Source organism: Streptomyces coacervatus (assembly GCF_029223485.1).
Lineage (GTDB): Bacteria > Actinomycetota > Actinomycetes > Streptomycetales > Streptomycetaceae > Streptomyces > Streptomyces coacervatus.
The window spans coordinates 159,606-185,700 of record NZ_JARHTP010000019.1; the positions used below are offsets into that span (position 1 = coordinate 159,606).

General features: G+C 69.4%; 28 protein-coding genes. 7 read left to right on the plus strand and 21 right to left on the minus strand.

Annotation, left to right across the window (positions count from 1 at the left end; genetic code table 11):
• Positions 1-145: 145 nt before the first annotated feature.
• Positions 146-1,408: an MDR family MFS transporter gene (locus P2Q00_RS38055; protein WP_275778784.1), complete on the plus strand. Its 1,263-nt coding sequence runs from the start codon at positions 146-148 to the stop codon at positions 1,406-1,408.
• Between the two features lie 137 nt (positions 1,409-1,545).
• Here the strand turns inward: P2Q00_RS38055 and P2Q00_RS38060 are convergent, their stop codons facing one another.
• The 3 genes from P2Q00_RS38060 to P2Q00_RS38070 all read right to left on the minus strand — a co-directional run bounded on the left by P2Q00_RS38060 (position 1,546) and on the right by P2Q00_RS38070 (position 2,968).
• On the minus strand, positions 1,546-1,785 hold the full coding sequence (locus P2Q00_RS38060) for a hypothetical protein (RefSeq protein WP_275778785.1): 240 nt from the start codon (positions 1,783-1,785) through the stop codon (positions 1,546-1,548).
• 224 nt (positions 1,786-2,009) lie between these two features.
• Positions 2,010-2,234 (minus strand): hypothetical protein, encoded by a 225-nt coding sequence (locus tag P2Q00_RS38065; protein WP_275778787.1) that lies wholly within the window; start codon positions 2,232-2,234, stop codon positions 2,010-2,012.
• Between the two features lie 308 nt (positions 2,235-2,542).
• Positions 2,543-2,968: a DUF2000 domain-containing protein gene (locus P2Q00_RS38070; protein ID WP_275778788.1), complete on the minus strand. Its 426-nt coding sequence runs from the start codon at positions 2,966-2,968 to the stop codon at positions 2,543-2,545.
• 49 nt (positions 2,969-3,017) lie between these two features.
• On the opposite strand from P2Q00_RS38070, the gene P2Q00_RS38075 reads away from it, so the two are divergent.
• Positions 3,018-3,830: a helix-turn-helix transcriptional regulator gene (locus P2Q00_RS38075; RefSeq protein WP_275778789.1), complete on the plus strand. Its 813-nt coding sequence runs from the start codon at positions 3,018-3,020 to the stop codon at positions 3,828-3,830.
• Between the two features lie 126 nt (positions 3,831-3,956).
• Here P2Q00_RS38075 and P2Q00_RS38080 read toward each other — a convergent pair whose 3' ends face one another.
• The 3 genes from P2Q00_RS38080 to mshA form a co-directional block, all read right to left on the minus strand.
• Positions 3,957-5,606, minus strand: a complete 1,650-nt coding sequence (locus tag P2Q00_RS38080; protein WP_275778791.1) for a glycosyl hydrolase family 28-related protein — start codon at positions 5,604-5,606, stop codon at positions 3,957-3,959.
• 97 nt (positions 5,607-5,703) lie between these two features.
• The gene (locus P2Q00_RS38085; RefSeq protein WP_275778792.1) at positions 5,704-6,204 is read right to left on the minus strand and encodes a type III secretion system chaperone family protein; all 501 of its coding nucleotides are present in this window, start codon (positions 6,202-6,204) and stop codon (positions 5,704-5,706) included.
• A complete protein-coding gene (gene mshA / locus P2Q00_RS38090; RefSeq protein ID WP_275778794.1) occupies positions 6,197-7,534 on the minus strand; it encodes a D-inositol-3-phosphate glycosyltransferase in 1,338 nt (445 codons plus the stop codon). The genes P2Q00_RS38085 and mshA overlap by 8 nt, the downstream gene beginning before the upstream one ends.
• 524 nt (positions 7,535-8,058) lie before the next feature.
• Here mshA and P2Q00_RS38095 point away from each other — a divergent pair.
• From P2Q00_RS38095 to P2Q00_RS38105, 3 genes are all read left to right on the plus strand, one after another.
• Positions 8,059-8,871 carry a class I SAM-dependent methyltransferase gene (locus P2Q00_RS38095; RefSeq protein ID WP_275778796.1) on the plus strand — a complete coding sequence of 271 codons (813 nt, stop codon included), beginning with the start codon at positions 8,059-8,061 and terminating at the stop codon, positions 8,869-8,871.
• Positions 8,872-9,072: 201 nt separating this feature from the next.
• Positions 9,073-10,158: a C40 family peptidase gene (locus P2Q00_RS38100; protein WP_275778797.1), complete on the plus strand. Its 1,086-nt coding sequence runs from the start codon at positions 9,073-9,075 to the stop codon at positions 10,156-10,158.
• A 277-nt stretch (positions 10,159-10,435) separates the two neighbouring features.
• Entirely contained in the window at positions 10,436-11,746 is a 1,311-nt protein-coding gene (locus P2Q00_RS38105) for a PP2C family protein-serine/threonine phosphatase (protein ID WP_275778798.1), read from the plus strand.
• Between the two features lie 93 nt (positions 11,747-11,839).
• On the opposite strand, the gene P2Q00_RS38110 is transcribed toward P2Q00_RS38105, so the two are convergent.
• The 5 genes from P2Q00_RS38110 to P2Q00_RS38130 form a co-directional block, all read right to left on the minus strand.
• The gene (locus P2Q00_RS38110) at positions 11,840-12,172 is read right to left on the minus strand and encodes a DUF2516 family protein (RefSeq protein WP_275778800.1); all 333 of its coding nucleotides are present in this window, start codon (positions 12,170-12,172) and stop codon (positions 11,840-11,842) included.
• A gap of 131 nt (positions 12,173-12,303) precedes the next feature.
• Positions 12,304-12,948, minus strand: a complete 645-nt coding sequence (locus P2Q00_RS38115) for a hypothetical protein (protein ID WP_275778801.1) — start codon at positions 12,946-12,948, stop codon at positions 12,304-12,306.
• Positions 12,949-13,033: 85 nt separating this feature from the next.
• Positions 13,034-13,696 (minus strand): helix-turn-helix domain-containing protein, encoded by a 663-nt coding sequence (locus P2Q00_RS38120; RefSeq protein ID WP_275778802.1) that lies wholly within the window; start codon positions 13,694-13,696, stop codon positions 13,034-13,036.
• 110 nt (positions 13,697-13,806) lie between these two features.
• Entirely contained in the window at positions 13,807-14,301 is a 495-nt protein-coding gene (locus tag P2Q00_RS38125; protein ID WP_275778804.1) for an HAD domain-containing protein, read from the minus strand.
• An 83-nt stretch (positions 14,302-14,384) separates the two neighbouring features.
• Positions 14,385-15,008, minus strand: coding sequence for an RraA family protein (locus P2Q00_RS38130; protein ID WP_275778806.1), 624 nt, complete (start codon positions 15,006-15,008; stop codon positions 14,385-14,387).
• Between the two features lie 175 nt (positions 15,009-15,183).
• On the opposite strand from P2Q00_RS38130, the gene P2Q00_RS38135 reads away from it, so the two are divergent.
• Positions 15,184-16,059, plus strand: coding sequence for a nitroreductase/quinone reductase family protein (locus P2Q00_RS38135; protein ID WP_275778807.1), 876 nt, complete (start codon positions 15,184-15,186; stop codon positions 16,057-16,059).
• Here P2Q00_RS38135 and P2Q00_RS38140 read toward each other — a convergent pair.
• The 9 genes from P2Q00_RS38140 to P2Q00_RS38175 all read right to left on the minus strand — a co-directional run bounded on the left by P2Q00_RS38140 (position 16,056) and on the right by P2Q00_RS38175 (position 24,641).
• Complete coding sequence (locus P2Q00_RS38140) at positions 16,056-18,149, minus strand: HelD family protein (RefSeq protein WP_275778810.1); 2,094 nt, start codon at positions 18,147-18,149, stop codon at positions 16,056-16,058. The two genes, P2Q00_RS38135 and P2Q00_RS38140, sit on opposite strands and share 4 nt — an antisense overlap.
• 55 nt (positions 18,150-18,204) lie before the next feature.
• Positions 18,205-18,810 carry a TetR/AcrR family transcriptional regulator gene (locus tag P2Q00_RS38145; RefSeq protein ID WP_275778812.1) on the minus strand — a complete coding sequence of 202 codons (606 nt, stop codon included), beginning with the start codon at positions 18,808-18,810 and terminating at the stop codon, positions 18,205-18,207.
• A 9-nt stretch (positions 18,811-18,819) separates the two neighbouring features.
• Positions 18,820-19,905 (minus strand): phosphotransferase, encoded by a 1,086-nt coding sequence (locus tag P2Q00_RS38150; protein ID WP_275778813.1) that lies wholly within the window; start codon positions 19,903-19,905, stop codon positions 18,820-18,822.
• A gap of 89 nt (positions 19,906-19,994) precedes the next feature.
• Positions 19,995-20,900 (minus strand): ATP/GTP-binding protein, encoded by a 906-nt coding sequence (locus P2Q00_RS38155; protein ID WP_275778815.1) that lies wholly within the window; start codon positions 20,898-20,900, stop codon positions 19,995-19,997.
• A gap of 126 nt (positions 20,901-21,026) precedes the next feature.
• The gene (locus tag P2Q00_RS38160) at positions 21,027-22,124 is read right to left on the minus strand and encodes an aminoglycoside phosphotransferase family protein (protein WP_275778817.1); all 1,098 of its coding nucleotides are present in this window, start codon (positions 22,122-22,124) and stop codon (positions 21,027-21,029) included.
• Positions 22,125-22,301: 177 nt separating this feature from the next.
• Entirely contained in the window at positions 22,302-22,517 is a 216-nt protein-coding gene (locus tag P2Q00_RS50860; RefSeq protein WP_338059384.1) for a hypothetical protein, read from the minus strand.
• Complete coding sequence (locus P2Q00_RS38165) at positions 22,514-23,011, minus strand: GntR family transcriptional regulator (RefSeq protein ID WP_338059385.1); 498 nt, start codon at positions 23,009-23,011, stop codon at positions 22,514-22,516. Before P2Q00_RS38165 ends, P2Q00_RS50860 begins: the two co-directional genes overlap by 4 nt.
• 5 nt (positions 23,012-23,016) lie before the next feature.
• Positions 23,017-23,799 (minus strand): HAD family hydrolase, encoded by a 783-nt coding sequence (locus tag P2Q00_RS38170; protein WP_425579670.1) that lies wholly within the window; start codon positions 23,797-23,799, stop codon positions 23,017-23,019.
• On the minus strand, positions 23,748-24,641 hold the full coding sequence (locus tag P2Q00_RS38175) for a GntR family transcriptional regulator (protein ID WP_275778820.1): 894 nt from the start codon (positions 24,639-24,641) through the stop codon (positions 23,748-23,750). The genes P2Q00_RS38170 and P2Q00_RS38175 overlap by 52 nt, the downstream gene beginning before the upstream one ends.
• A 194-nt stretch (positions 24,642-24,835) precedes the next feature.
• On the opposite strand from P2Q00_RS38175, the gene P2Q00_RS38180 reads away from it, so the two are divergent.
• Positions 24,836-25,024: a hypothetical protein gene (locus P2Q00_RS38180; protein WP_275778822.1), complete on the plus strand. Its 189-nt coding sequence runs from the start codon at positions 24,836-24,838 to the stop codon at positions 25,022-25,024.
• A gap of 54 nt (positions 25,025-25,078) precedes the next feature.
• Here P2Q00_RS38180 and P2Q00_RS38185 read toward each other — a convergent pair whose 3' ends face one another.
• Positions 25,079-25,918, minus strand: a complete 840-nt coding sequence (locus P2Q00_RS38185; protein WP_425579669.1) for a GntR family transcriptional regulator — start codon at positions 25,916-25,918, stop codon at positions 25,079-25,081.
• Positions 25,919-26,095 lie beyond the last annotated feature (177 nt).

The window sequence follows — 26,095 nt, forward strand, 5'->3', positions numbered from 1 at the left end:
CCACACATTCGGGCCCCAGGGTGGCCGCCCAGCAGGCGGACAGTTGACGGCATCTGTTAATTGAGTGGCCGGGGGCGTTGGCTCGTGCGTAAGTTGTGCTCGCTGCCTGAGCCGCTTACAACCGTGTCATCCGTGGGGGATCCGTATGTCAGTCGCCGGCCTGAGACGTGCCGCCCGGGAGACCGTCTCCGGACTCCCCCGCGAGTTCTGGTGGCTGTGGACCAGCACCCTCGTCAACCGACTTGGTGCTTTTGTTGCGACTTTCATGGCTTTGTACCTGACGGTCGACCGCGGGTACTCCGCCTCCTACGCCGGTCTCGTCGCGTCCCTGCACGGGCTCGGCGGGGTCGTCTCGTCCCTGGGGGCGGGGGTGATGACCGACCGGCTCGGCAGACGGCCGACGCTCCTCATCGCCCAGGCGTCCACGGCCGCCTCCGTCGCCCTGCTCGGATTCGTGCACGACCCCGTCGCCATCGCCGCGGTCGCGTTCCTGGTGGGCATGGCGTCGAACGCCTCCCGGCCCGCGGTGCAGGCGATGATGGCCGACATCGTGCGGCCCGAGGACCGGGTGCGGGCCTTCTCCCTCAACTACTGGGCCATCAACCTCGGCTTCGCCGTCTCCTCCATGGCCGCCGGCTTCATCGCCGAAGTCAGCTATCTCGCCGGGTTCTTGATCGAGGCCGGGATGACGGCCGTCTGCGCGGTCGTGGTCTTCCTGAAGCTGCCGGAGTCCAGGCCGGTGCGGGCGGTCAAGGCCGCGCAGGACGACACCGTGGGGCTGGGGACGGTGTTGCGCGACCGGCGCTTCATGAGCGTCGTCGGGCTGTCCTTCCTCGTCGCCCTCGTGTTCCAGCAGGGCTCGGTCGGGCTGCCGGTCGCGATGGGTCGGGCCGGGTTCACTCCCGCCGACTACGGCATGGCGATCGCCGTCAACGGCATCCTGATCGTCGCGCTGCAGATCCCCGTCACGCGGGTCATCGAGCGCCGGGATCCTCGGCGGCTGCTCGTGGTCTCGTCCCTGCTGGCCGGGTACGGCTTCGGGCTCACCGCCTTCGCCGGGTCGGTCGGCGTCTTCGCGCTCACCGTGTGCGTGTGGACCCTCGCCGAGATCGTCAACGCGCCGACGCAGACCGGGCTGGCCGTCCGGCTCTCGCCGCTGCACGGCCGCGGCCGCTACCAGGGCATGTACACGCTCTCCTGGTCCCTTGCCGCGCTCGTCGCCCCGCTGATGTCCGGTGTCGTCATCGACCGGTTCGGGGCCGAGTGGCTGTGGGGGCTGTGCGCGGTCGTCGGCACGCTGGCAGCTGTCGGGTACGGCGCTCTTATGCGGCGGCTTCCCACGGCGGAGCCGGCGGCAGCGGTTCCGCCGCGGGAAGCCGCCGCCGGGGCGGAAGTCGGCGCGGGGTGAGGTGAGGGGGCTGCGGCCCGGCACCCGCTCCAGATCCGCAACGGGCGACGACCGCGCCGGTCAGTGCCCGGGAAGTTTCCCGACCCGCACCGAGAGCGTCACGGTGCAGGTCGGGGAATGAAGGCGTGGCCCGGCAGTCAGTGGCCGGAAGCCCAGTCGAAAGTCCCCCCGAGCTTGCGGAAGCCGGTGGCTCCCGAGTCGAAATCGGCGTTGGAGTGGGAGGCGGGACCGAAAACGCCGTCTTGGTCGCCCCCGACGTTGCCCACGTCGTTGGTCGGCAGGTCGTCGTCGCGGCCGTCGGCGAGGGCCTGGGCCGCGCCTCCGAACAGGACTGTCCCGGCCAGTGCGATGGCGGCCAGCACGGCAGGTGCACGCATAAGCGTCTCCTTCGGTAGGTGTGTGCTGCCGGAGGTATGCCGCCAAGCCCCCGTGCCAGAAGCACCGACGTGCACACAAGCACCCGAATGCGGCGCACATGGCGCCACCCGCGTGGGTGTCGCGGAAGACATGACAGAGCCCCCCACCTGCGGTTCTCCGCCGGTAGAGGGCTCGTTGCCGTGGCTGTCGATCGGTGCCGGCGGTCAGGTCGCCGACCGGACGATCAGAAGCTGGCGTTCACGCCGACCTGGTGCGGGAGGGCACCGAGGGTGCCGCCGAGGCTGCCCAGGGCCGTCGCCTTGAGCGCGTCGAGCTCGGCCAGGACGTCCGCGCTGCTGAGCGTCGTGGAGCCGGCGGTGAGGGAGATCTGCGGGCTCAGGCCGCCGGAGACGGCGTCCAGCTCGGCGTCGGAGATCTCGGAGGTCTGAACCTGGGGAGCGGAGTTCATGGTGAAACTGCCCTTCGCATGGATGTGCCAGAGAGGGAGCGGCCCCGCGGGGACAGCAGGCGGGGCTCGGTGCGCAGGATCAAACCACGGAGCGTGCCCGGCATCCAGCGCGTGGGCGCCCACGGCAGGGCCGTTGAAACGGTCTGCCACCGAACCGTGTGGAGACGCACACGAATTGGGGCCAGCTTCTCTACAGCAACCGCTGCACAGGAAGCCGACAGGTATTGCCCCGGCTGCCGCGAACAGGACAACTCCGTACCAACAGAACCCACTCGCGTCACGGTTGCGCATTCACTGTGCAGATTCGGTCACGGGTGCATCCGCGCCCCCTTCAGCACCTTGTCCACCGCGTTCTTCGGCCCGTACAGCGCCAGCCCCACGAGGTCCAGCTCCCCCGTCCCGACGGCCCGTACCGCCGCCCGGTTGTCGCGGTCGTTGCCCGTCGTGAACAGGTCGGAGGTGAACACCGCGCGCGGGAGCGACCGGGACAGCACGCGCGCGTGGGCCGCGGTCAGCGTCTCCTTCGTGCCCTCGAAGACGAGGACCGGCTGGCGGAACATCGGGAGATACGGGACGCCGTCCGCGTCCTCGTACGGCTCCCCGATCACCTCGGGGACCTGCGAGCCGAGGCCGCTGACCAGGAACGCGGTGACGTTCAGGCGCTGCCACGGTTCCAGGTCCTCCCGCAGCAGGACGGCGATCTTGGTGTCGAAACGGATGGGTTCGCTGCTCATGGGACGAGACTGCCGATCGGTCCCCTGTCCCGTCTTGTACGTTCTTTGCATGGCCGCCCGGCAGGAAGCCCAGGAGATCCAGGAAGTCTCCGCCTGGCGCCCGGCCGTGCCGGGCGTGGTCGAGGTCTTCCACGCGCACTTCACCGAGTACGCCTATCCGATGCATGTGCATGAATCGTGGACGCTGCTCATCGTGGACGACGGGGCCGTACGGTACGACCTCGACCGGCACGAGCACGGCACCCCGCACGACACGGTCACCCTCCTCCCGCCGCACGTCCCGCACAACGGGTCCCCGGCCACTGCGCACGGCTTCCGCAAACGGGTCCTGTATCTCGACGGCACGCAACTGGCCGACGGTCTCATCGGGGCCGCCGTCGACCGGCCCGACCTGCGTGATCCCGTGCTTCGGCTGCGTGTCGGTCAGTTGCACACCGCGCTCGCGCGGGGCGGGGACGAGTTGGAGGCCGAGAGCAGGCTGATGTTCATCAGGGAGCGGCTGCGGGCCCATCTGCGGCCCCGCCTGGTCCCGGAGGGCCCCCGTCCCGATCCCGCCCTCGCCCGCCGTCTGCGCGAACTCCTCGACGAGCGCGTGGTCGACGGGCTCACCCTCGACGAGGCGGCGGGGCTCGTGCATGCCCATCCCGCTCATCTTGTACGGGCGTTCAGCACCGCATACGGCATCGCGCCGCACCAGTATCTGAACTCCCGCCGGGTCGACCGGGCGCGTCGGCTGCTTCTCGACGGGCGGTCGCCGGGGGAGGTTGCGTCCGCGACCGGGTTCTTCGATCAGTCCCATCTGACCCGGCATTTCCGGAAGTTGGTGGGGGTGACGCCGGGGCGGTATGCGAAAGGGGTGTGACGGTGCGTTTCCTCGCCCCCGCCGCCAGGGGGCTCCGCCCCCTGGACCCCCGATCGGCCTGAACGGCCTCGTCCTCAAACGCCGGACGGGCTGAAAAACGCTGGCCGGCGGTGAGACAAGTCGCCCTCACAGCCCGCGCTGTGCCTCGTACAGGTTCCGCGGCCGGATCGCGTCCGTCGTGGGATACAGCTCCAGCCGGGAGTGCAGGTCGCCGGTGAAGTCCGGGGTGTCGATCTGGTCGAACTCCGTGACCTCGTTGACTCCGACCGTCGCGGACCAGGGCGCGAGCCCGTCGATCTTCACCAGGCCCGCCCTGCCGTTCGTCACGCGGACGTTCCAGTGGGTGAAGCGGGCGCCGTAGAGGGGGCCCGCGTTTGCGTCGCCGCCGTGACGGCCGTTGTTGTCGACGGTGATGTCGGTGCGGACGTTCGCGAAGGGCAGGCCGCGGTGGGAGTCGAACGTGCCCATCTGCATGGTGCCGCGCGACCAGACGTTGTGCGAGGACAGTCCCTCGACGTTGATGCCATGGAGCTGTGTCCCGTCCGGGGCCGGGACCGTGCGCTGTTCGATCGTGAAGTCCTCGATCAGGTTGTCGTGCGAGCCCTCGCGGCAGAAGTAGGGGTGGTGCTCGCCGCGGCCGCCGACCCGGGTGCGGCGCAGGGTGCAGGAGGAGGCCGCCACCAGGCCGAAGCCGTTGTCCACGTCTCGGACGGTGACGTCGTCCACCCAGCAGTCGTAGGCGCATTGGAGTACGACGCCGTTGTAGCCCTTGTCGAGGAGGTGCGGGGACTGCGGTGTCGGGATCGCCTGGAGGGTGAGGCCCTCGACAGCGGAACCGGTCAACTCACGTACGTGTGTGGTGAGTTGGGGGTTCCATTCCGGGCGCAGGTCGAGCGGAAGGGGGCGTTCGAGTGTGACGGTGCGGCCGTGGACTCGTGCGATGCGGACGGGCCATTCGTAGGGGACGTAGGAGAGCAGCTTGGTCTTGTCCTGCCAGTAGTACGCCGCCGGGCCCGGGCCGCCTCCCGACATGTGCTGGAGGAGCGTGTGAGCCGGGTCGTCGGCGATGCGGAGGAGGACCAGGCGGCCGGGGTGCAGGTGGGACGCGTCGGCGACCTTGACTGTCCAGTCCCCTTGCCGCGCGGGCTCTACCGTCGTCAACGGCTCCCACTCGTCCCGCTTGTTGCCGGTCCAGCCCTCGAAGGGCCACGCCTGCGCTTTGATGGCGGCGACCAGTGAGTCCCAACGGGCCGTGGGCGCCAGCCAGACCAGTCCGCCCGCCCAGGACCAGGCCGATTTCGTGCCGCCGTACCGGGAGCCGTACACGCCGATCAGCTCCGTGAGGTTCTTCGTCGCGTAGAGCGTCGTACGGCCGCTGCCCGCGCCGCGCAGCACGACGTTGTCGTATCCGATCCGGATCACGTCGTCGATGCGGAAGGTGCCCGGCGGGATGGTGGCCGTGCCGCCGCCGGCCCTTCCGGCGGCGGCGACGGCACGGTTGATCGCGGGGGCGCAGTCGGTCGAGCCGTCCCCAACGGCGCCGTGGTCGCGTACGTCGGCCACGGCGGGGCGGCGGGGGAAGCGCGCCGCCCCGCGCAGGCAGCCGGCCCGGCCGACGTACGGGATCTGCGGGTGGGTGAAGGGGGTGCGGGTGAACTCCCGCCAGAGGGACGGGACTTCGGAGGTGGCCGCTCGTGCCGTACCGGTCGCCGCGCCGAGCGCCACGGCCGTGGCGCCGCCGAGCAGGGCCCGTCTGGTGGGATGCGCATTACCCATGTCCGTGCGTCCTCCCATGTCATTTCATGGATGTGAACGACGTTCAGATGTGCGTTGGCGGTGAGCATGCCATGGCTCGGGTGGGCGGGGGAAGGGGTCAGTCAGCAGTGCGCTGAGTCAGGTGCGTGAACGCTTCCAGGTTTCGTGTGGACTCGCCGCGGGACACTCGCCACTCGTACTCCTTGCGGATCGCGGACGCGAAGCCGAGTTCCAGGAGGGTGTTGAAAGCCCCGTCCGCCGCTTCCAGGACCTGGCCGAGGAGGCGGTCGATCTCATCGGGGGTGACGGCGGAGAGGGGGAGCTTTCCGGTGACGTAGACGTCGCCGAGGCGGTCGACGGCGTAACTCACGCCGTACAGCTTGAGGTTGCGCTCCAGGAGCCAGCGGTGGACGCCGGGCTCGTTCTCGTCGGGGTGGCGGATGACGAAGGCGTTGAGGGAGAGGGAGTGGCGGCCGACGAGGAGGGAGACCGTCGTCTTCAGCTTGCGGGTGCCGGGGAGCTGTACGACGTAGTTGCCGGGGGCGGGGCTCTCCCAGCCGAGCTCGGCGTCGTTCAGCGCATCCTCGATGACCTGCGCCGCCTTGTCTCCATCAGCCATGGTGGGAGCGTACGCGACGCCGGTACGACTGCATCGCGGCCGTGTAGACGTCCGCCGTCGCGGCGGCCGCGGTGTCCCAGCCGAAGGACTGCGCATGCCGGGCGGCGGCTGCGCCCATGCGGGACGCCAGCGTCGGGTCGTCGGCGAAATCGCTCAGTACGCGCGCGTAGTCGGCGGGATTGTGGCCTCGTACGAGGAAGCCGGTCCGTTCGTCGCGCACGGCCACCGGCAGTCCGCCGACCGAGGCCGCGAGCACCGGTGTGCCGGCCGCCTGCGCCTCGATGGCGACCAGGCCGAAGGACTCGCTGTAGGACGGCATGACGAGGACGGAGGCCGCCCGGAACCAGTCCGCGAGCTGGTCCTGGCCGACGGGCGGGCGGAAGCGGACGACGTCCGCGATGCCCAGCCTGGCCGCCAGCTTCTGCAGACCCTCGGGCTTGGCGAGGCCGCTGCCGCTGGGGCCGCCGACGATCGGCACGACGATGCGGGAGCGCAGCTCGGGGCGGTCGTCGAGGAGGACGGCGACGGCGCGCAGGAGGATGTCCGGGGCCTTCAGGGGCTGGATGCGGCCCGCGAAGAGCGGGATCAGGGCGTCCTGCGGGAGGTCCAGGCGGGCGCGGGCCGCTGCTCGGCCGTCGGCGGGGCGGAAGCGGTCGAGGTTGACGCCGGGGTGGACCACGGCGACCTTGCCGGGGTCGGCGCTGTAGTGCCGTACGAGTTCGTCGGCCTCTTCGGAGGTGTTGGCGATGAGGCGGTCTGCCGCTTCGACGATCTGGGTCTCGCCGATGACTCGGGCGGCGGGCTCGGGGGTGTCGCCGTCGGCCAGGTTGGCGTTCTTGACCTTGGCCATGGTGTGCATGGCGTGGACCAGGGGGGCGCCCCAGCGCTGGGCCGCGAGCCAGCCGACGTGGCCGGAGAGCCAGTAGTGGGAGTGGACCAGGTCGTAGTGGCCGGGGCGGTGGCCCGCCCAGGCCTGCATCACGCCGTGGGTGAAGGCGCACAGCTGGGCCGGGAGCTCCTCCTTGGCCAGGCCCTCGTAGGGGCCCGCGTCCACGTGGCGGACCAGGACGCCCGGGGCCAGCTCGACGGTCGGGGGAAGGGCGGCCGTGGTGGCGCGCGTGAAGATCTCGACCTCGATGTTGATCGCGGCGAGGCGCTGTGCGAGCTCCACGATGTAGACGTTCATGCCGCCGGCGTCGCCGGTGCCGGGCTGGTGGAGCGGTGAGGTGTGCACGGAGAGCATGGCGACGCGGCGGGGGCGGCGGTGGAGCCTGAGCCGCGTGGGGGCCGCCTGGGAGCGTCGCCCGAGCCTGCTGACGTACTGGCTCACGTGGCGTTCCTCCTTGTGCGGGCATGCCTGAGGGAGGGTGTGGGGCGCCCTCCAAGGGGGTGCAACATCGGCGGGGCTGGTCCCATTCCGGGGGCGGTGATTTTTGCCTGGGCATTACCGTTTCTCGCTCAACCGTTCGGGGGGTGGGTGGGTTGGCGTGGGGTGGAGATGCCTGCGGCGCATCCGCGGGTTCGGTGGGGGTGCGTGTCGCGCCTGCGGTGAGTTGGGGGTCGGGGCCGCGCCGGGGGGTGTCCGTCCTCGGTCGGGCGGTGCTGCCTGGTGGGGACGCGATCGGTGGCGGACGCCCGCCGCTGCGGGCGGACACCCCCCGACACGTCCCCTTCTCGCCGTGGGCGACTACAGCCACCCAAGGGGCTCGGGTTTCCGCCGTGGGCGACTGCAGCCACCCAAGGGGCGCGGGGAACTGCGCGACCAGCCACGACGGATCCGCAGTCGCACTACGACATTCCGCGGCACCCTCTACGGCGCACAGCTGCGGACGCGCGCCGCATACCCTCGTACGCATGACATCCCGCGCCACGGCCCGCCCGGTGGGAACCGTGACACGCGGGACCACCAATCCCAACCGGCTGCGCCGCATGGACCGCTGGATCGCGGCCGTGCACGGCGCCGAGCTGCGGCGCGCTGTGGATCCTGTCGCCGTGGACCTCGGCTACGGTGCCGCCCCCTGGACGGCCGTCGAGCTCCTGACCCGGCTGCGCGCGGCAGCGCCACGCGCGCGCGTGGTCGGCGTCGAGATCGAACCGGCCCGGGTGACGGCGGCGAAGCCGTACGAGTGCGACGGGCTCGTCTTCCGGCACGGCGGGTTCGAGATCCCGATCCCCCAGCGGCCGCTGCTGGTGCGGGCCGCCAATGTCCTGCGTCAGTACGAGGAGGGCGAGGTCTCCGGGGTGTGGCGGCGGCTGTGTGCCCGGCTGGCCCCGGTGACGGAGTCCTCCCGGGGCGGGCTGCTGGTCGAGGGGACCTGCGACGAGATCGGACGGCGGCATGTGTGGGTCGCGCTGGGGCCGGAGGGGCCGCGGACGGTGACTTTTGCGACGCGGCTCGGCTCGTTGGAGCGGCCGTCGGACCTTGCCGAGCGGCTGCCGAAGGCGCTCATCCACCGCAATGTTCCCGGCGAGCCGGTGCACGCCTTTCTGCGCGACTTCGACCGGGCCTGGTCGGCCGCCGCGCCCTACGCCTCGTACGGCGCCCGTCAGCGTTGGATCCGTGCGGTGCGGGATCTGACGGCCGACTGGCCGGTGACGGACGGGGCCGGACGGTGGCGGCAGGGTGAAGTGACGGTGAAGTGGGAGGCGTTGGCGCCCCGCGGCTGAGCCCTGGACGCCTCTGACCTGCGGGGAACGATCTCCGTGGGTCGTTCGTCACAAAGGCGGGGAGAAGGCGGGGAGACCGCGTGGGGCGAGGGGGAAGGGGGGAATCCGACTTGCGTGTGCCTCTGTCGCTTTGCGCGTCGGCGTGGCACGATCCCCCGGGCGTCGTAAGTTACTGACGGTAAATCAGGTTTGGGGAGCGGTATGGGTACGGGCAAGCGCGGCCTGATCGCGACGGCCGTGACCGTGGTCTGTGCGGTCACCGTGCTGGCGGCGCCGGGCACGGCGTTCGCGAATTCCAGCCGGACACCCTCCCCGAGCACATCCCCCTCCGCATCCACGACCCCCGCGGCCGGCAAGGACCTTGAGGCGATCCGAGAGAAGCTGGACAGGCTGTACCACGACGCGGCGGTCGCCACGGATTCCTACAACGCCGCCGAGGAAAAGGCCCAGCAGCAGTCCGCCGCCATCGTCGACCTGGCGAAGAAGATCGTCGAAGAGCAGCAGAAACTGGACGAGTTGAAGCAGCGCGCGGGCGCCGCGGCCGCCGCCCAGTACCGCACCGGCGGGCTGCCCGACGAGGCCCAGCTGCTGCTCAGCCGCGACCCGCAGGAATTCCTCGACGGGGCCGGCCGGGCGCTGCAGGGCGAGCGTGCGACCAGGAACCTGATCACGGAAATGACCCGTACCCAGGACGACTTGAAGCAGTACGCCGCGGACGCCGCCGACCAGTGGAAGAAGCTGGAGGCGGGGCGCAAGGCGAAGGACGCCGCGCGGAAGAAGATCAAGAAGGAGATCGCGGCCGCCGAGAAGCTCGAAGGCCGGCTGGAGAAGGCGGAGAAGGAGCGCCTTGCCAAGCTGGAGCAGGAGGCCGCTCTCAAGGCGCAGACCGCCTGGCTCGACTCCGGGATTCTGGATGAAATCAGTGGAAAAGCGTCCGAACAGGGGAAGCGGGCTGTCGAGTTCGCCACGGCCCAGATCGGAAAGCCGTACGAATGGGGCGCCGAGGGCCCTGAGACGTATGACTGCTCGGGGCTGACCTCGCAGGCCTGGGCGGATGCCGGGCATGCCATTCCGCGTACCTCGCAGGAGCAGTGGAAGCAGCTCAAGCACGTCGACATCAAGGACATGCGGCCCGGCGATCTCATTATTTACTTCGATGACGCCAGCCATGTCGGGATGTACATCGGCGACGGCGCGATCGTGCACGCCCCGCGGCCCGGGCGGACCGTGACGATCACGGGCGCGGGGTCGATGCCGATCCTCGGGGTGGTACGGCCGGACGCGTGAGGACGGGTGGCCGACGGTGGACGCGTGAGCCCCGTCACGTGACCCAGTGCACGTGCAACACCCCGGTAAACCCACGGCGGACGTGACGTTCGTCATTCCCGCCCCACGCCCCTCCTGTCCAACTGCGGTACGGATCGCGGCATATGACAGTGGCGCCTCTCCAAGCGGCGTGTCTCACGCCATTCCTTTACGGCGCCGGCACCCGCTATGGTCCCGGTCGGTGGATCGAGATCTCTCGCTCCGCGTGCCCTCGGGGGGAGGGAAGGAACTCAACAAGATGCCCGTACCCATACCGCGGCAGCGAGCGATCCCGGCCGCGGAGAGTGGTCAGGCGCAGGCCGCGCAACTAGGCGGCACCTCCAAGGACCAGACCCCGCGCAAGGAAGCCACGGTCGACAACAACGCCGCCACCACCACAAACCTCACGCTGCTGCTGATCGAGGACGATCCCGGCGGCGCCACCGTCGTGCCCGAACTGCAGGACTCGGCCGGCCGTCCGCTCCGCGTCCGCACCGCCCGCAACCTCACCGAGGCCGCGCGGCTGCTGACCGACGACGTCCACTGCATCCTGCTGGACCTCGCGCTGCCCGCCGCCGGCCGCAGCGAGGACGACGACGAGCTCGCCGTACTCAAGCACGTACTGGAGCTCGCGCCCCGGCACGCCGTCCTCGCGCTCACCGCGTCCGGCGACGCCGAGCGCGGCGCGGAGGCGGTGCGTGTCGGCGCCCAGGACTACCTCTTCCGGGACGAACTGGACGCCCGACTGCTGAGCCGGGCGATCCGCTACGCCGTGGAGAGGAAACGTTCCGACACGGCCGAGCGGCGGCTCGCCGAGGGCCGGGTGCGGGCGCAGGAGAACCGGCGTCTGGAGCGGGGGCTGCTGCCCACCCCTCTGCTGGAGGGGTCGTCGCTGCAGTTCGCCGCGCGGTATCGGCCCGGGCGCTCCCGGGCGCTGCTCGGGGGTGACTTCTACGACGTCGTACGGACGCCGGACGGCACCGTGCACGCCATGATCGGCGACGTCTGCGGGCACGGCCCGGACGAGGCGGCGCTCGGCGTGGAGCTGCGCATCGCCTGGCGCGCGCTCACCCTGGCGGGGCTGTGCGGCGACGAGCTGCTCGGCACATTGCAGCAGGTGCTGGAGCACGAGCGGTCCGACGACGAGATCTTCGCGACGCTCTGCACGGTGGATATCTCGCCGGACGGGCGGCGGGCCGGGCTGTGTCTGGCCGGGCATCCGTCGCCGTTGGTCGCCCGGCCGGGGCGGACGGCCGAGCTGCTGCCGTACGAGAACAACGGGCCCGCTCTCGGTCTGCTGCCGGGTGCGCGGTGGCCGCGGATGCAGGTGGAGCTTGGGCGGGAGTGGAGCCTGATGCTCTACACCGACGGGCTGATCGAGGGCCGGATCGGGGCGGGGCGCCTTGAGCGGCTGGGGCAGGACGGGATGGTGGAGATGGTGCGGCGGCAGCTGGCCGCGGGGTTGCGCGGCGAGGCGCTGCTGCGGGCTGCCGTGAACGAAGTTCGCGAGCTCAATGGTGGGGAGCTCACGGATGACGTGGCGGTGCTGCTGTTGGACCGTGAGGCCTGAGCGGGAATCCGCCGTTGCGGGGTCTGTCGTATGCCGGGTGCGGGTTCGTTGTGGCTGGTCGCGCAGTTCCCCGCGCCCCTAAAAGGGGCCGCTTCAGCGGCCGCCGTTGTAAGGGCCGTACGGGCCGTCGCTGCTTGAGCCTCTGCGGTTGCGGCCGCCGCCCGAGAGGCCTCTTAGGGCCGGGCGGACGTCGACCATGTAGACGATGGTCGCCACCAGGCCGATGACGGGCAGGAAGGACAGGATGGGGAAGAGCACGTTCACCACGAAGGCGATGGCGAGGATGATCAGCCAGAACGGCTTGGTCTGCTTGCTGGCCGCGCGGTAGGCGTCCTCGCGGCGGATGGCCGCGTCGATCAGCGCGAAGCCGCTGAAAAGGATCAGGGCCATGCTCAGCAGCCACATGAACCCTGCGAATCCCTGCATCAGCACTACGTCCACCACCAGACTCGGCTTGTTCCTACGCGGTCACCGTACCCGTTCTCGAACACCGGTTACCCGCACAACGGGCCGGGCGCTCCAGGAGTGCCCGACCCGTTACCGATCACCCGTCCGTGTCACTTCGCGGGCGGCGTCGTCTTCTTGGCGGTGGTGGTCTTGCGGGCCGGCGCCTTCTTGGCGACGGGCTTCTTCGCGGGGGCGGCCGTGGCCTCGGCCGGCTTGGCGGCCTCTTCCTTGACCTCGACCGGCTCGGGCTTCGGCTCGACGGTGGCGGCCAGCTCCTCGATCTCGTCGGCCGCCTCGCCGCGCCAGGTCTTCACGGCCTGCTCGCCGTGCTCGGCGACCTTCTCGTAGGTCTCGCGGGCCTTCACGGCGTACTCGGCGGCGACGCCGACACTGCGCAGCGCGAGGTCCTGGGCGGACTCGCCGAACTTCTTCAGGTCGGCGTCGATGGTGGCGCCGAGCTTCTTGATGTCGCCGTCGACGGTCGCCAGGAACTCGGTGACCTTGGCCTGGAGGGACTCCTGGGTCTCCTTGACCTTGGCGCCGGCCTCCTTGGCGCGGGCCTGGGCCTTCTCCTGGACGGCCTTCGGATCGGTGCTGCGGACGGCCTCGAAACGGGCCGGGGCCTCGGCGCGCAGCTGCTCCACGATGCCGGGCACCTTCTTGGCCTGCTGAAGGGCCAGGTCGGCGGTGCCGGCCGCGAAGTAGAGCGGCGTCGGGTCGCTGAGGGTCTTGCGGAGGTCGTCGGTGATGGCCATGGTGATGGTCCTCCCGGATCGCTTGCAGCTGAGGGTTTTGGGTCCCGCGGTCAGTGGGCCGGGCGTGTGCACGTGCTGCTCATGGTCAGCCGGCCGTCTGCTGCGGGTCGTTCGGGTGGTGCGGGTCCTGCGGTGCGGCGTCGTTGCCGCCGGACGTGCGGGTGCGGCGCGTGGCGGACCTGCGTCCGCCGGCCGTGCGGGTCTTGCGGGTACGGCGCTCGCCGGTCTCCTCGCCGTCGCCCTTGCGGGTGCGGCGTATCGCGGTGTCGTCGTCCTCGACGTCGTCGATGTCCTCGACGTCCTGGGCCCCGGGCGTACCCGGGCGGGGCTCGGCGGTCAGGACCGCCGAGCCGGCCTCGGGGGCCGCCTCGGTCATCTCGTCCGCCGTGCCGGCGATCCCGAAGCCGTTCTCCTTGCGGAACGACTCGTAGATCTGGAGCAGCACCTGCTTCTGCCGCTCGTTCAGCGTGGGATCGGCGAGGATGACGGCGCGCGTCTCCACCTCGTCCCGGTCCCGCTCGGCGTCGAGGATGCCGGCGCGCACGTACAGCGTCTCGGCGGAGATCCGCAGCGCCTTGGCGACCTGCTGCAGCACCTCCGCGCTCGGCTTGCGCAGCCCGCGCTCGATCTGGCTCAGATACGGATTGGACACCCCGGCGGCGTCGGCGAGCTGCCTGAGCGACAGCTGCGCGGTGCGCCGCTGCTCGCGCAGATACTCGCCGAGATTGCCGACGTTGAGCGATGCCATGCCCCCACCTTGCACCACTCTCGCTAACTATTGCAAGCAGCCGCTTGCAATAGTGCGCCACGCCACTCGGGCGGGTGGGCCGACGGGTGCGCCGTTGAGCCATACGGTCGTCAGCTGCACCCGCGACCGCCGAGCCACTCCTCCAGTACGGCGAAATCCGCGTCGGTGAGCCCGTGGCGGTGGTCGACGCGGTGCAGCAGAGCGGGCGCCGGATGATGCGCGGCGACCCAGGTGCGGTCGACCGCGGTGATCTCGTCGTCGACCCAGACGAAGGGGCGGCCGTCCGCCCAGGACACCAGCGGCCGGGTCTTCCAGTGCAGCGGCGTCGGCGGCTCCTCCTCGTCCGGCCAGTCCACCAGCGACAGCGGGGGCAGGCCGAGCCAGGGCGCGAGGCACACGTTCGCGTCGTCCATCCAGGTCGTCGCCCACACCAGCTCGCAGTCCAGCGCCGTGAGCCGCGCGCCCAGCGCCGGATCGATTCGGCTGAGCAGCGGACGGGCGGCGGCCGCCGTCTGCGGCAACGCGAAGCGCGCCTCGTACGACGGGTACGAGTGCGCCGCCCCGAAGGGGATCAGCGTTCCGTCGACGTCAAGGAAGAGAAGCATCAGGGACAGGATCCGCGAACAAGGGAATAAAGGGAACAAAGGGAACCAGGAGCATCCTGTAGCCCTGTAGCCCTGTAGCCGGATCAGCCCTCGAACCCCTGCTCCGCCAGGATCTTGTCGATGCGTGCCCGGTGCGCCGACTCCCATGCGTCCAGCGACTCGTCCGCTTCCTTCGCAAGCTTCGCCCGGGCCGCCGTGAGCACTTCGTCGCGGCGGGCGGCGGGTACGGCGACGACGCCCTCCTCGTCGGCCACGACGAGGTCGCCGGCCTCCACCCGTACGCCGCCGCAGGTCACGGGCGCGCCCAGCGGACGTACGACCGACTTGGCGCCCGGGATCGGGATGACGCCGCGGGCGAACACCGGGAACCGTGCCTCCCGCACCTCCGCGAGATCGCGGATCAGCCCGTCCAGTACGAAGGCCGCGACGCCCCGCCGCTGGGCGACGGCGCAGACATTGCCGCCCGCGAGCGCCCAGTCCAGGTCTCCGGACTCCACGACGACGACCGATCCCGGCTCGGCGCGATGGATGGCGGCGTGCAGCATCAGGTTGTCGCCGGGAGCGCAGCTGACGGTGAAGGCCGGTCCGGCCACCCGCGCGGGCGGTCCCCACAGGGGGCGGATCCCGATGTCCATGACCTGCCCGCGGCCCAGAAGGTCGGCGAGGGTGGTCGTGGGGACGGTCTGGAATTCGGTGGCGTCAGTCATACGTCGGACGTTATCGTCCGGTCCATGACTGCCGGGTCGGCCTTGTGCCGTGAGCGAGTTGGGTGCCCGGCCTCCGAGTGAGGCCCCGGCGGGCCAGGAGCCCGCCTCTTTCTCTGCACCGCCTTCGAATCCTTCGGAAGACGCCCACTGCAGAGAAAGAAGTGAAAAGTAGAGAATGCCCAATGATTTCAATCAACAGGTCATCGATGAGTTCCGGGCCAACAGGGGCCGTCTGACCGGCTACTTCGAGAACGCCCGCCTGCTGCTCCTGACCACCACCGGCGCCCGCACCGGCACCCCGCACACCACCCCCGTCGGCTACCTCCCCGACGGCGGCGACCGTGTCCTGGTCATCGCCTCGGCGGGAGGCGCGGACAAACACCCGGACTGGTATCGCAACCTCCTCGTCCAGCCCCAAGTCACCGTCGAGAGCGGCGTGTTCACGTACGAGGCGCGGGCCGTCGTGCTGGCGGGCGAGGAGCGGGACCGGGCCTGGGCGCGGGCGGTGGAGGCCGACGCGGGCTGGGCGGCGTACCAGGAGAAGACCGAGCGGATCATCCCGGTGGTCGCCCTGGACAGGATCGCGCAGGGCGGCCCGGGGAACATCAGTGCCTCCTCCCCCGGCGAGGCGATCAAGGTGGTCCACGACATGTTCCGACGCGAACTGGCCCTGATCCGCAAGGAGTTGGCGACGGGTTCCGGCACCCTCGGCGCCCAGCTACGCATCAACTGCCTGACCTTCTGCCAGGGCCTGCACAACCACCACACCGGCGAGGACACGATGATGTTCCCGTTCCTCGGCGACCGCCACCCGCAGGCCGCCCCGGTGCTTCAGCGCCTGCGCGAGGAGCACGAGCGGATCGCGGACATCGTGGCGGAACTGCGCCGGGCCGTGGCCGAAGGGGCCTCGGACCCGGCCGCCGCCCGCGCCGGGATCGAACGCCTGACGCTCGACCTCGAAGCCCATCTGACGTACGAGGAAGAGGAGTTGATCCCCCTTCCTCGACGCCGGCACCGGCGCCTGACCGACGGGCGGTCGCAGCCGGTCTAGAACGGCAACGGCCGCCCGTGCACCACCTCCAGCCGTGACACCGCCCGCGTCAGCACGACGTACAACCGGTGCAGCCCGCGCGCCTCCGCCTCCGCGATCGCCGCGGGCTCGACGGCGACGACATGGTCGTATTCGAGTCCCTTGACGAGAGTCGCCGGTACGACGGTCACGCGCGCTCCCAGCTCGTCCGGCCCGGCGGCCGGGATCCCGGCCGCGCCGAGCGCCGCCCGCACCCGGTCCACATCGGCGTCGGCGGCGACGACCCCGACCGATCCCTCCCGCTCAAGGGCATCGCGTACGGCGTCCACGACCGCACCCGGCACATCTCCCGCCGCCTCCCGGACCCTCAGCTCCCCGTCCCTGCGCAGGGAGCGGCCCGCCGGAACGTCGACGTCCAGCCGCTCCAGCAGCCGGTTGGCGAGCGTGACCACGGCACGCGGCACCCGGAACCCGGTCGTCAGCGGCACGACCGCCGCGTCCGGTTTCCCCAGGTGCCGCAGGACCGTGTCCCACGACCGCGCCGCCCAGGGCGTGGTCCCCTGCGCCAGGTCGCCGAGGACGGTGAGCGACCCGAAGGACGCGCGCCGCGCGATCGCCCGGCACTCCATGGGGGAGAGGTCCTGCGCCTCGTCGACGACGACATGGCCGTACCCGTCGGGATGTTCGATCAGCCCGCCGACCTCGTCGAGGAGCACCAGATCGGCGGCCGACCAGCGGGCCGACTTCCACGACCGCGGCGGCCTGGCCCACAGCAGCGCCCGCTGCTCGTCGGCGTCCAGCAGCCCGTCGGCAGCGGCCTCCAACACCCTTTCCTCAGTGAGGAGTTGAGCGACAACCTCCTCGGGCCGCACCCGCGGCCACACGGCGTCGACGTACGCCCCGACCGCCCACGCCCGCGAGATCTTCTGCACCCAGGCGTTCGACTGCGGCCCGGCCCGCCGCTCGGCCTGCGCCTGAATGCACCGCACGACCCGCATCCGCACCCGCTCACGCCCGATCCCGTACGGCGGCTCCTCACTCCGTACGCCCTCGACGATCCGCACGAGTTCACCGGCCCCGACCCGCCACCGGTACGAACCGTCGTGCACGGCAAGGGAGTCGACCCCGTCGCTGCTCACCTGCGCATACAGCGCGCGGCGCAGCACCTCGGCCATCCGGGCGTCGTGCTTGACGAGGGCGGCCCGCTCGCCGTCGATCCCCCTGACCGGGTGCACGGCGATCTCCTCCGGCAGGGTCGACTGCCGTACACCGGTCTCACCGAGGGCCGGGAGCACCTGGGAGATGTAGGAGAGGAAGGTCCGGTTGGGCCCGAGGATGAGCAGTCCGCCGCGCTTGATGCGCTGCGGGTGGGTGTAGAGGAGGTAGGCGGCGCGGTGCAGCCCGACGGCGGTCTTGCCGGTGCCCGGAGCGCCCTGGACGCAGACGGAAACGCCGAGGTCCCCTCGTACGAGATCGTCCTGCTCGGGCTGGATGGTCGCCGCGATGTCCCGCATCGGCCCGACCCGAGGCCGCTCGATCTCGCGCGCGACGATACCGCTGACCTGCGACTGCCCACTCGACCGACCACTCGACCGGTCACTCGACCGGTCACTCGACCGGTCACTTTCCAGGTGCTCGTCCTCGAGCCCGGTGAGATCGGCGGAGTCGCCGAGACTGCCCGGCGCCCACCCGAACCGCCGCCGCACGGCGACACCCTGCGGATCGCCGACGCTCGCCTGATAGAAGGCGCGGGAGACGGGGGCGCGCCAGTCGACGACCAGGGGTGGGGCGGCAGGGTGCTCGCTGATCCGCAGCCGCCCGAGGTGATAGCTCTGGCGGCTGTGGTCACCGGCTCCCTCGCCGAAGTCCAACCGGCCGAAGAACAAAGGCCCTTCGGGCAGTTCGCGCATGTGCTTGGCCTGGCTGCGCAGCCGGTACCCGAGCACTTCGGCGTCGGCACCGGAGGCGGAGACGTCCTCGCCGGTGACGACGTGTTCCTGGGCGCCTTCGACCATGGCGGTGAGGGCGGTGCGGCAGCGGTCGTGGTGAGTGCGTTCGTGATGGAGGGACGTGTGGAGGGACTCGGTCAGGGCAGGGTCGGCTGACGTCATGGAGACGAGCCTACCCAAATAACGTTACCGAGTTAAATTTTTTACCCTGTCTCGCCTATGCGAGATGCGGCAGCCCGGCCGCCAGCGCCCCGAACGCCCGCTCCGCCGCGGCCACGGCATCCGGCCGTACGTCCTCGACCCGCTCCCCATCGGCGATCCGCCGCCAGTTCTCCAGCGCGAGGATCCGCTGTACGGCAACGATCTGCCCGGCGGCGAGCCGCGCCTCCAGTCCGCCGCCGAGGGCCTCGGCGAGCGCGGTCTCGGACCGTTCGAGGTGGGCGTAGACCCGGGCGACCAGGGCGGGCGTGCCGTACAGCAGGGTGTGAAAGGCCAGCACCGCGGGATGGTCATTGAGCCCGGTGACCGGATCGCACCGCTCCAGCCCGTCGAGGAAATGCCGCCGCAGCGCGGCGAGGGGCGTGGGCCCCTCGGCCACCACACGGGCGGCCTCCCCCTCGTGATCCGCGATCCGGTGCAGGACGAGGTCCTCCTTCGCCGGGAAGTACCGGAAGAGGGTCGGCTTGGAGATCTCGGCGGCGGCGGCGACCTCGGCCACGGAGACGGCGTCGAAGCCCTTTTCCAGGAACAGGCGGATGGCGGTCTCGGAGACGTCCTGGTACATCCGCTGCTTCTTGCGCTCACGCAGGCCGGGCTGGGTCATGGGATGAGCTTACGTAGCCTGTGCAGCGGCATAGTCTCGCCCAGCGTGCCGTCGCGCGAGCCCGGCCATGATCTCCGCCTGGCTCGGCACCTCGGCAAGATCGAGCGGCCCGGCCGCAGCGTCCAGCACTCTCTGCAGTTTCCGCGCGGCCCAGGGCAGAGCCGCCCAGTTGAACCCCGTTCCGTCGCCCAGCGACATCGATACACGGATGACGTCGGTGAAGACCGACTGCGCCCTCTTGAAGTCGAGGAGCGCGTCCAGATCATCCACCCAGCCGTACGAACCACCGGGGTTGGCACTCTCGACGACCCGGCACCATTCCGCGGCCATACGGCGTTGCTGGTCCTCCGGATAGCGCATGAGGTACAGATGGGTGGCGAGGTCGTACAGGGGATCACCCAGCATCGCCAACTCCCAGTCGATGGTCCAGAGTTGACTGCGGGAGTCGAGGACGAAGTTCTTGCGATGCAGATCCGCATGCAGCAGGGAGAAGGGGCGCCGCCGCAGCCCGGAAACCCTCTTCCTCAGGCAGGTGAACGATTCACCGCTCACGCCGAGTTCTTGGAATACGTCGCCGAACTCCGCGAGGTTCTTCTTGTAGACCTGCTCCTCTGTGAAGACGATCAGACGCTCCAGGAATCCGTCCGTGTCACAGTCTTCAGCACGGTCCTCCGGCATGCAGCGCCGCAGCACGCTCTCGAGCATGGCCGGCCTGATCCGCGCCATCTGCCGGAAGAGCTCGACGATCTGGTCGAAGACTGCGTCGGAGACGCGCCGACCCACCCAGCGCCGCGCGGGGAGAGTGCGCCCTTCGATGAACCCCTGCAAGCCCATGCCCGCGATGTCGAGGACATCGGGGATCCGCTCGATCTCCCCCTTGAGGGCGCGCAGCAGCTTCTCCTCCGACTCGAAGCACCGCCGGTCGAACCAGAGGATCTCGGCACGCGGCTCACGGACCTTGACGAACTGCGCCCCATCCTCCAGCCGAAGCGCGTAGGTGTCGTGGTGATAGCCGCGCAATGGCCCCTCGATCACACGGGAAGCTGACGCCTCCTCGCCCCGCCCTGTCGCCGAGGAAATGCGAACCCGACTCATCGGCACCCCTTCTCCGCCTGGTCGAGCAATGGAGGGTACGCCTCGGGGCACGATCTCCGCTCAGGAATCTCGCCAACGTACAACCGTGTTCATGAGGTGCTTGGCTGAGCCGGCAGGCGAGTCACCGGCGTCAGTTCGTGCGCCGCGTTCCAGAGCGTCTCGAAGAGCTCCCGACGACGCTCGATGATCGTGCGGGCGTGGCTGCCGCCGTTCACGGACCAGCGGGTGAGCAGGGAGTCGTAGCCCATGAGGTCGAGGAGGCGGCCCTCCGGCGTCTCAGGGGTGGTGTTCGACGAGTCGGGGCGCCGCAGGTCGAGCTTGTCGTAGATGCCCTCGTACACCACGTCGTCGTTGATGAAGTAGAGCTTGAGGGAGGGGGACATGTGCAGAACACGGAACTCGACTGTCAGCACCCCGCGCCTGGCGTCGGCCATTCGCCCTATCTGGGACTTCAGGCTGCGCTCGTAGTCCGCTATCTGACCCCGCAGGTGTTCACGGAAGTTCGGAGCGTCAGAGACCTTACCGTCTGTGCCCATTTGACCCGGAACCTCGATCTCCTTGGTGAAGTCCGGTACCAGGACTCTTAGTCTTACCTTGCGCCGGGGATCTTTGCTCAACCGTTGGAGAATGGTCTTCAACGGGGTCGCGAACGTCTCTCCCGTGAATCCCATCGCCGTGAGCCGAACCTCTCCCCCCGACTCGAGCGCGTCCTCGAACTCGCGCTCCAGGTCCCTGGGCGTGACCGCTTCTCCCGCTCGCGGCTGCAGCGCCGCGTTGAGGCGCTGCACCTCGGCGTAGAGCACGTACCCCACCAAAGTGAACAGCGCGCCACCCAGGTAGACCTTGTCCTGCAATGCGTCACCGAGGGGCTTCACGAACTGTGCCAACAGGTTGACTGCGAAGACAGTGGCAAGGAAGAGCTTCGTGACCGTCGACTCCGCGCGCCCCCACCGGGCAGCAAGTCTCTCGCTCCAGGACGACCTTGTGTCCGACACCAATTCCCCCCGCCAGCCCCCGACTTGACCCGATCCTGCTCATGGTGCCTGGCTGGACGGGCCGTCAGGAAGAGGCCAACGGAATCACCACGGAATCACCGCCGGCGACCCCGCCCCGGCGTACGGTCAGAGCACGATCGCCGGTGTCGGAGTCGCGAACAGGCTGTGCCACTCCCGAAGGGCCTGCACGAGCTTCTCCGGGACCGGTACGTCATCGAGCTTCAAGGACTCACGGGCCCGCTCCATGGCCAGGCTCACCCGCTCTCCAGCCGCCAGGAAGTGCTGCTCCCCGGCATCGACAGGGAGGGAGAGTGCAGCACGCATGACGTCCGTGAACACCGATTGTGCGTACTCGAAGGCCAGGTAGGTGCCGAGGTCCTTGTGCAGGCCAGCGGTGAGCTTGCCGCGGTCGACCTCCTGCAGGGCCTCGGCCCACAGGGATACAAATCGCTGCTGTTCCGCCTTCGTGTACCCGATCCGGACGATATGCGTCGCCAGTTCGTGCAGAGGATCGCCGTATATCGCCAACTCCCAGTCGATTACGGAGATGCCGTGGCGGCGGACGACGACGTTCGCGCGGTGCACGTCGGTGTGCAGGAGTACGAAGGGACGGGGGGCGAGGTCGCGGTGGTTCTCCTTGAACGTCGCCATCGCGTCCCGGGGAATACCCACAGCATCGAACAGTTGACCGAATCGACGCCGGTTGGGCTGGTGCACGCGCTGTTCGGTGAAGTCGACGAGCCAGTGCAGGAATCCGTCGCTGTCACCGTTGGCCGGCCAGTCTTCGGGCGGCGGCGGGAGCTCCTCCACCGGCACCTTGGCCGTCCTCACGAAGAAGGCCGCGAACTCCCGCATCAGCTTCTCGTCAATGCCGCCGTCGGGATTCCGTACACTGAGCGGCTTGCCCCGGCGGTACCTGTGAACGGAACGATCGCCCAGTACGGCGAAACAGCGCGGCACTTCCCGCAGATACCGGCAGACGACCTCGAGCACATCGGCCTCGCGGGGCCAGATCCGTGGTACGACCTCAACCGTCTTCAACGGCACCCGGTACTTGTACCGGACGAAGGGCATCACACCGAGGAGCAGGGCGAGTACCAGGCCCACACGCAGAACGTAATTCGTGTTGTGGTGGCCCTTGAACACCTCACCGCTGCCTCCGAGTTTGCGCTCGAGGCGGCGTTGCGCGAGCGACCAGCGCGCTCCGTGTGACAGCGGGGGCATGATGGCCGAGATTAGCGGGTCCATCTGTGGGGCATGCCAACAAGTGCATAACGTTCCGATTGGTGTGGCGCGTTGCACAAACCCATTCGTGCAGGTCCGGGAAGCGATCGCCGGTTTGCCCCAGCCTGTTCGGCAGCGCGCGACGACTCGTACGAGACAACCCGTTCGGGCCATGCGCTACCGACCGAGCAATTCCCAAAGGGACGTGAACCAGGCCTGCCGCTTCTTCACGAACTCCGTGCCCTGGGAAGCCGGGTCGTCGTCCTTGACGTAGAGCGTGAGACCCGCACCCAGGCCGATCACATCGGGGAACTCGACCTCCAGGCCGTCGTCCAGCGTGAAGGCTCGCATGTAGACCTCGTACGGGCCCTCCAGTGCCTGCGCCTCGTTCACCAGGTAGAGCTTGGAGTACGGAACCAGTCCAATGTGTCGGAGGGCAGCAGGACGCGCAGGGTTATCCGCTGCGGGGAGATGTGCCCCGCCTGGATCCGCTCCGCCTGCGTGCGGATGTGTGCACCCAGGGACTCCGACGTCAACGTAAAGACATCCAGGGTCACTTCGGTCTGCTCGAAGGCCTCGCCGATGAGTTCCCCCAACGTGACCTGGTGGCCGGGCTCCTTCTCGCTCCTCGGCGAGTGGATGCGCTGCTCCCGGATCACCCTGGATCCGCTGCCCTGGCGCGACTCGATCCAGCGCTCGTTCTTGAGGTCCCTGAGCACCCGCTGCACGGTGTCGCGGGAGACTTCGAGCTCGCTGGCCAGTTCACGTTGCGCCGGCAAGAGCCCGTTCAGCGGATACGTGCCGCTGGTGATACGAGCGCGCAGCTCCGCAGCGACGCGGTCGTACTCCTTGCCGCCCCGGCCACTGGCGTGTGTGCCGACTGTCACACGGCTCAGCCCCGCAACGCCTCCAACAACGGCTCCAGTGACCCCACGATGTCCGTCGCCCCGGCGACCTGGAGCAGCTTCTCCTTGTACTCGTTACGCGCGTAGCCGAGGAAGGGAACTCCGGCCTGGCGGGCCGCCTCGCAGTCGGTGGGGGTGTCGCCGATGAAGAGGGCGCCGGTGGGGGCCACGCCCATGGCCGTCAGGGCGCGGTTGAGATAGTGGGGGTGGGGCTTGAGGTACTGGAGGTCGTGGGTGCGGCCGTAGATGTGCGGCAGAAAGCAGTCGAGCAGGCCGCGGCTGGTCAGATAGGCGCGGACCACCTGCGGGGAGTTGTTCGTGGCTATCGCCAGGCGCGCGCCGACCGCCTTCCAGGTGCGGATCAGCGGGTCGGCGAACGGGGTCGGCAGGGCCGAGGGAACCGCCCGCAGCTCTTCGTGGGTGAGACGCTCCTCCACTTCCACCACCAGGTCGCTGGCAGGGTGCCGGCGGTCGACCGCGCGCAGCACCACATGGGGGTCCTCGGTGTCCCGCTCGTCCTCCGTGAGGAGATCGCGCAGCCCTCGCCCTTCGAGCCAGTCCACCAGGTCGGTCGCCACCCCCTCCGCCGAGTGCCCGGCGAACAGCCGGCAGATCGGTCCGTCGAAGTCCCAGAGCACGACGCGGGCGTGCCCGATCAGCTCCTGCAGTCGCTCGGTCTGTGCCGCCATCGGTTCAGTCTGCGTCGTATCAGAAGTCACTAGGAGAGTGTCAGGTCCGTCGTGATGGTTTCCCAGAGGGCGTCGAACCACTTCTGGGATTCCTCCACGAACGCGGCGTCGCGATGGCCGGCCCGCTTCAGGAAGGAGAAGAGGAGCGACTGGGAGCCGAGGGAGTCGTACATCTCCAGGGTCTGGTTCTGGTACTCCTCCTCCCGTTCGGTCAGGACGTAGTAGCCGAGCAGGACTTCCTCACCGTTGAGCACGTACATCTTGATCGGCGGGGTGAGCGGAAGCGCGCGGAAGGTGACGTGGACGTCGATGCCGTGCGTGGACCGCAGGGCCTGCAGGTTGTGCTGGAGCACCTGCACCTGGGCATTGCGCATCGACAGCCAGCGCTGGTGGACCTGGTCGTCGTCGCCTCGGCCCTCGACCAGGACGGGAAAGGCGAGGTTGATCTTCCGGGACGGCACGAGGATGCGTACGGCGATCGACTTGGGGCGGATGCTGCCCTCGTGTATCTGGCGGACCGGTTCACCGAGAGCCACCATCAGCGTCTCCGCCGTGTGGCACACGACGTCGATGTGTACGTGCTCTTCCGCGAACGCGTCCCTCAGCCGCGGGGCCAGTGCCACCATCGTCGGCTGCGGCTCACCCGGGCCGGGCGCCGGAGGCTCGGCGATCCGCGGTGGGCTTCCCTTGCTCACATTGCTGAGCAACCCGTCGTCCTGGAGAGCGCGCAGGGCCTGGCGGACGGTGCCTCGTTCCACACCGAACTCGTCCGCCAGTTCGGCCTGGGTGGGCAGGCGGTCTCCGGCCTTGAGGTCGCCGTTGCTGATTCGTTCCCGCAGGATGTCCGCGATCTCCTGGGGCGAGAGCCTTCTGCTGCCGTTCACTGCCACGTTCTCCGCCACGTTCTCCTGGGTCACGACCAAACGCTACAACTCGGATCCATCTACGGGGAGTTGTTTGTGACTTGTTTATAAGTAGCAGCCAAGTGGGGATAACTTAGTTGAAGTTGGTTGCCAACTTGGTCCAGTTGGCGGAAGTTTTGCTTCCTTGCACTTCCTTGGATCCGCCTCACCCCCCACGCACCGTCCCGCCCGCGAAGCCTGAAGGGGGAACCACCATGCCCGTCCTCGCCCTCCTCTCCGCCGTCTTCGTCGTCGGCATCGAGCAGACCGTTCAGTGGAAGTACGGCGCCACCGGCATCATCGGTCTGCTGCTGCTCACCATAGGCATCAAGGCGAAGAACCCTGCCATCAGCTCCATCGGGGCCGTGGTGCTCGCCCTCCTGGTCGCGGGGCCAGCTCTATGAGCGGAAGGCGACCTGCGGCCCGGTCGGCCGCCGGCTCAGTCGCTGTGGGAGACATCAGCTCGTGAGCACCAGCTCCGAACTGATCGTCTCCCACAGTGCGTTGAACCACAGGTGCGACTGCTCCACGAAGGTCGTGTCCCGCAGGCCCGGGCCCTGCTCGAAGGCGAACAGCATCGACTGGGTGCCCTCGGCGTCGTACATCTCCAGTTGCTCGTGGTCGATCTCCTCCTCGCGCCGCGTGACCGTGTAGTACGCGAAGAGCGCCTCCATGCCGTTGAGCAGGTAGAGCTTCACGGGCGGGGTAAAGGGCAGGGCGCGGAACGTGACGTTCACATCGATGCCGTGCGTGGCGCGCAGGGCCAACAGGTTGTGCTGGAGCACCTGGCCCTGGGCGTTGCGATTGGCCAGCCAGCGGCGCTGCAGCCGGCCGTCGGCGGACGGATCCACCGGGGTCGGGAAGGCCAGGTCGATGTCGCGGCTGGGCAGCAGCACGCGGACGTCCAGCTTGGCCGGTTTCAGCTGTCCGGTGTGGATCCGGCGCAGCGGTTCGCCGATGGCGAGGGTCAGGGAGACGGCGGTCAGGCAGAGGGCGTCTATCTCCACGTGATGGGCGGCGAAGGCGTCCGCTATACGGGGCGCCAGGGCCACCATGGTCGGCAGCGGCGGGGCTCCGGGGCCGGTCAGCGCCTTGCCGAGGCCCAGGTCGGGGGCGACGGTCGCGGGAGCGCCCTTCGACACGTTGGTGAGCAGGTGCTCCGACTGGAGGATGCGCAGGGCCTGGCGTACCGCGCCGCGCTCGACACCGAACTCGTCGGCCAGTTTCGCCTGCGTGGGCATGCGTTGACCCGGTCGCAGCTCGCCCGACCTGATGCGGGCGCGCAGCTCGTCGGCCACGTCCTGATGCGACGTCTGAGGCGTCTGTGGCCGCTGTGACCTCTTCCGCCCATTGACGGAGGCGTGTTTCGGGTCCACGACCAAACACTACAACTTCCCGCCATCTTTTGGCAGTTCCAGGGAAGGTGGTTATAAGCCGCTTCCAAGCGGAGATAAGTACAGAGAAGTTGGTCGCCA

What these genes read in the sequence shown, in the direction of transcription:
- P2Q00_RS38140 (WP_275778810.1), bottom strand. Translation starts at nt 18,149, where the DNA reads ATGACGTCAGCCGACCCTGCCCTGACCGAGTCCCTCCACACGTCCCTC.
- P2Q00_RS38065 (WP_275778787.1), bottom strand. Translation starts at nt 2,234, where the DNA reads ATGAACTCCGCTCCCCAGGTTCAGACCTCCGAGATCTCCGACGCCGAG.
- P2Q00_RS38135 (WP_275778807.1), top strand. Translation starts at nt 15,184, where the DNA reads ATGCCCAATGATTTCAATCAACAGGTCATCGATGAGTTCCGGGCCAAC.
- P2Q00_RS38120 (WP_275778802.1), bottom strand. Translation starts at nt 13,696, where the DNA reads ATGGCATCGCTCAACGTCGGCAATCTCGGCGAGTATCTGCGCGAGCAG.
- P2Q00_RS38070 (WP_275778788.1), bottom strand. Translation starts at nt 2,968, where the DNA reads ATGAGCAGCGAACCCATCCGTTTCGACACCAAGATCGCCGTCCTGCTG.
- P2Q00_RS38130 (WP_275778806.1), bottom strand. Translation starts at nt 15,008, where the DNA reads ATGACTGACGCCACCGAATTCCAGACCGTCCCCACGACCACCCTCGCC.
- P2Q00_RS38080 (WP_275778791.1), bottom strand. Translation starts at nt 5,606, where the DNA reads ATGGGTAATGCGCATCCCACCAGACGGGCCCTGCTCGGCGGCGCCACG.
- P2Q00_RS38145 (WP_275778812.1), bottom strand. Translation starts at nt 18,810, where the DNA reads ATGACCCAGCCCGGCCTGCGTGAGCGCAAGAAGCAGCGGATGTACCAG.
- P2Q00_RS38060 (WP_275778785.1), bottom strand. Translation starts at nt 1,785, where the DNA reads ATGCGTGCACCTGCCGTGCTGGCCGCCATCGCACTGGCCGGGACAGTC.
- P2Q00_RS38150 (WP_275778813.1), bottom strand. Translation starts at nt 19,905, where the DNA reads ATGAGTCGGGTTCGCATTTCCTCGGCGACAGGGCGGGGCGAGGAGGCG.
- P2Q00_RS38180 (WP_275778822.1), top strand. Translation starts at nt 24,836, where the DNA reads ATGCCCGTCCTCGCCCTCCTCTCCGCCGTCTTCGTCGTCGGCATCGAG.
- P2Q00_RS38100 (WP_275778797.1), top strand. Translation starts at nt 9,073, where the DNA reads ATGGGTACGGGCAAGCGCGGCCTGATCGCGACGGCCGTGACCGTGGTC.
- P2Q00_RS38095 (WP_275778796.1), top strand. Translation starts at nt 8,059, where the DNA reads ATGACATCCCGCGCCACGGCCCGCCCGGTGGGAACCGTGACACGCGGG.
- P2Q00_RS38105 (WP_275778798.1), top strand. Translation starts at nt 10,436, where the DNA reads ATGCCCGTACCCATACCGCGGCAGCGAGCGATCCCGGCCGCGGAGAGT.
- P2Q00_RS38115 (WP_275778801.1), bottom strand. Translation starts at nt 12,948, where the DNA reads ATGGCCATCACCGACGACCTCCGCAAGACCCTCAGCGACCCGACGCCG.
- P2Q00_RS38160 (WP_275778817.1), bottom strand. Translation starts at nt 22,124, where the DNA reads ATGCCCCCGCTGTCACACGGAGCGCGCTGGTCGCTCGCGCAACGCCGC.
- P2Q00_RS38125 (WP_275778804.1), bottom strand. Translation starts at nt 14,301, where the DNA reads ATGCTTCTCTTCCTTGACGTCGACGGAACGCTGATCCCCTTCGGGGCG.
- P2Q00_RS38055 (WP_275778784.1), top strand. Translation starts at nt 146, where the DNA reads ATGTCAGTCGCCGGCCTGAGACGTGCCGCCCGGGAGACCGTCTCCGGA.
- P2Q00_RS38085 (WP_275778792.1), bottom strand. Translation starts at nt 6,204, where the DNA reads ATGGCTGATGGAGACAAGGCGGCGCAGGTCATCGAGGATGCGCTGAAC.
- P2Q00_RS38075 (WP_275778789.1), top strand. Translation starts at nt 3,018, where the DNA reads ATGGCCGCCCGGCAGGAAGCCCAGGAGATCCAGGAAGTCTCCGCCTGG.
- P2Q00_RS38110 (WP_275778800.1), bottom strand. Translation starts at nt 12,172, where the DNA reads ATGCAGGGATTCGCAGGGTTCATGTGGCTGCTGAGCATGGCCCTGATC.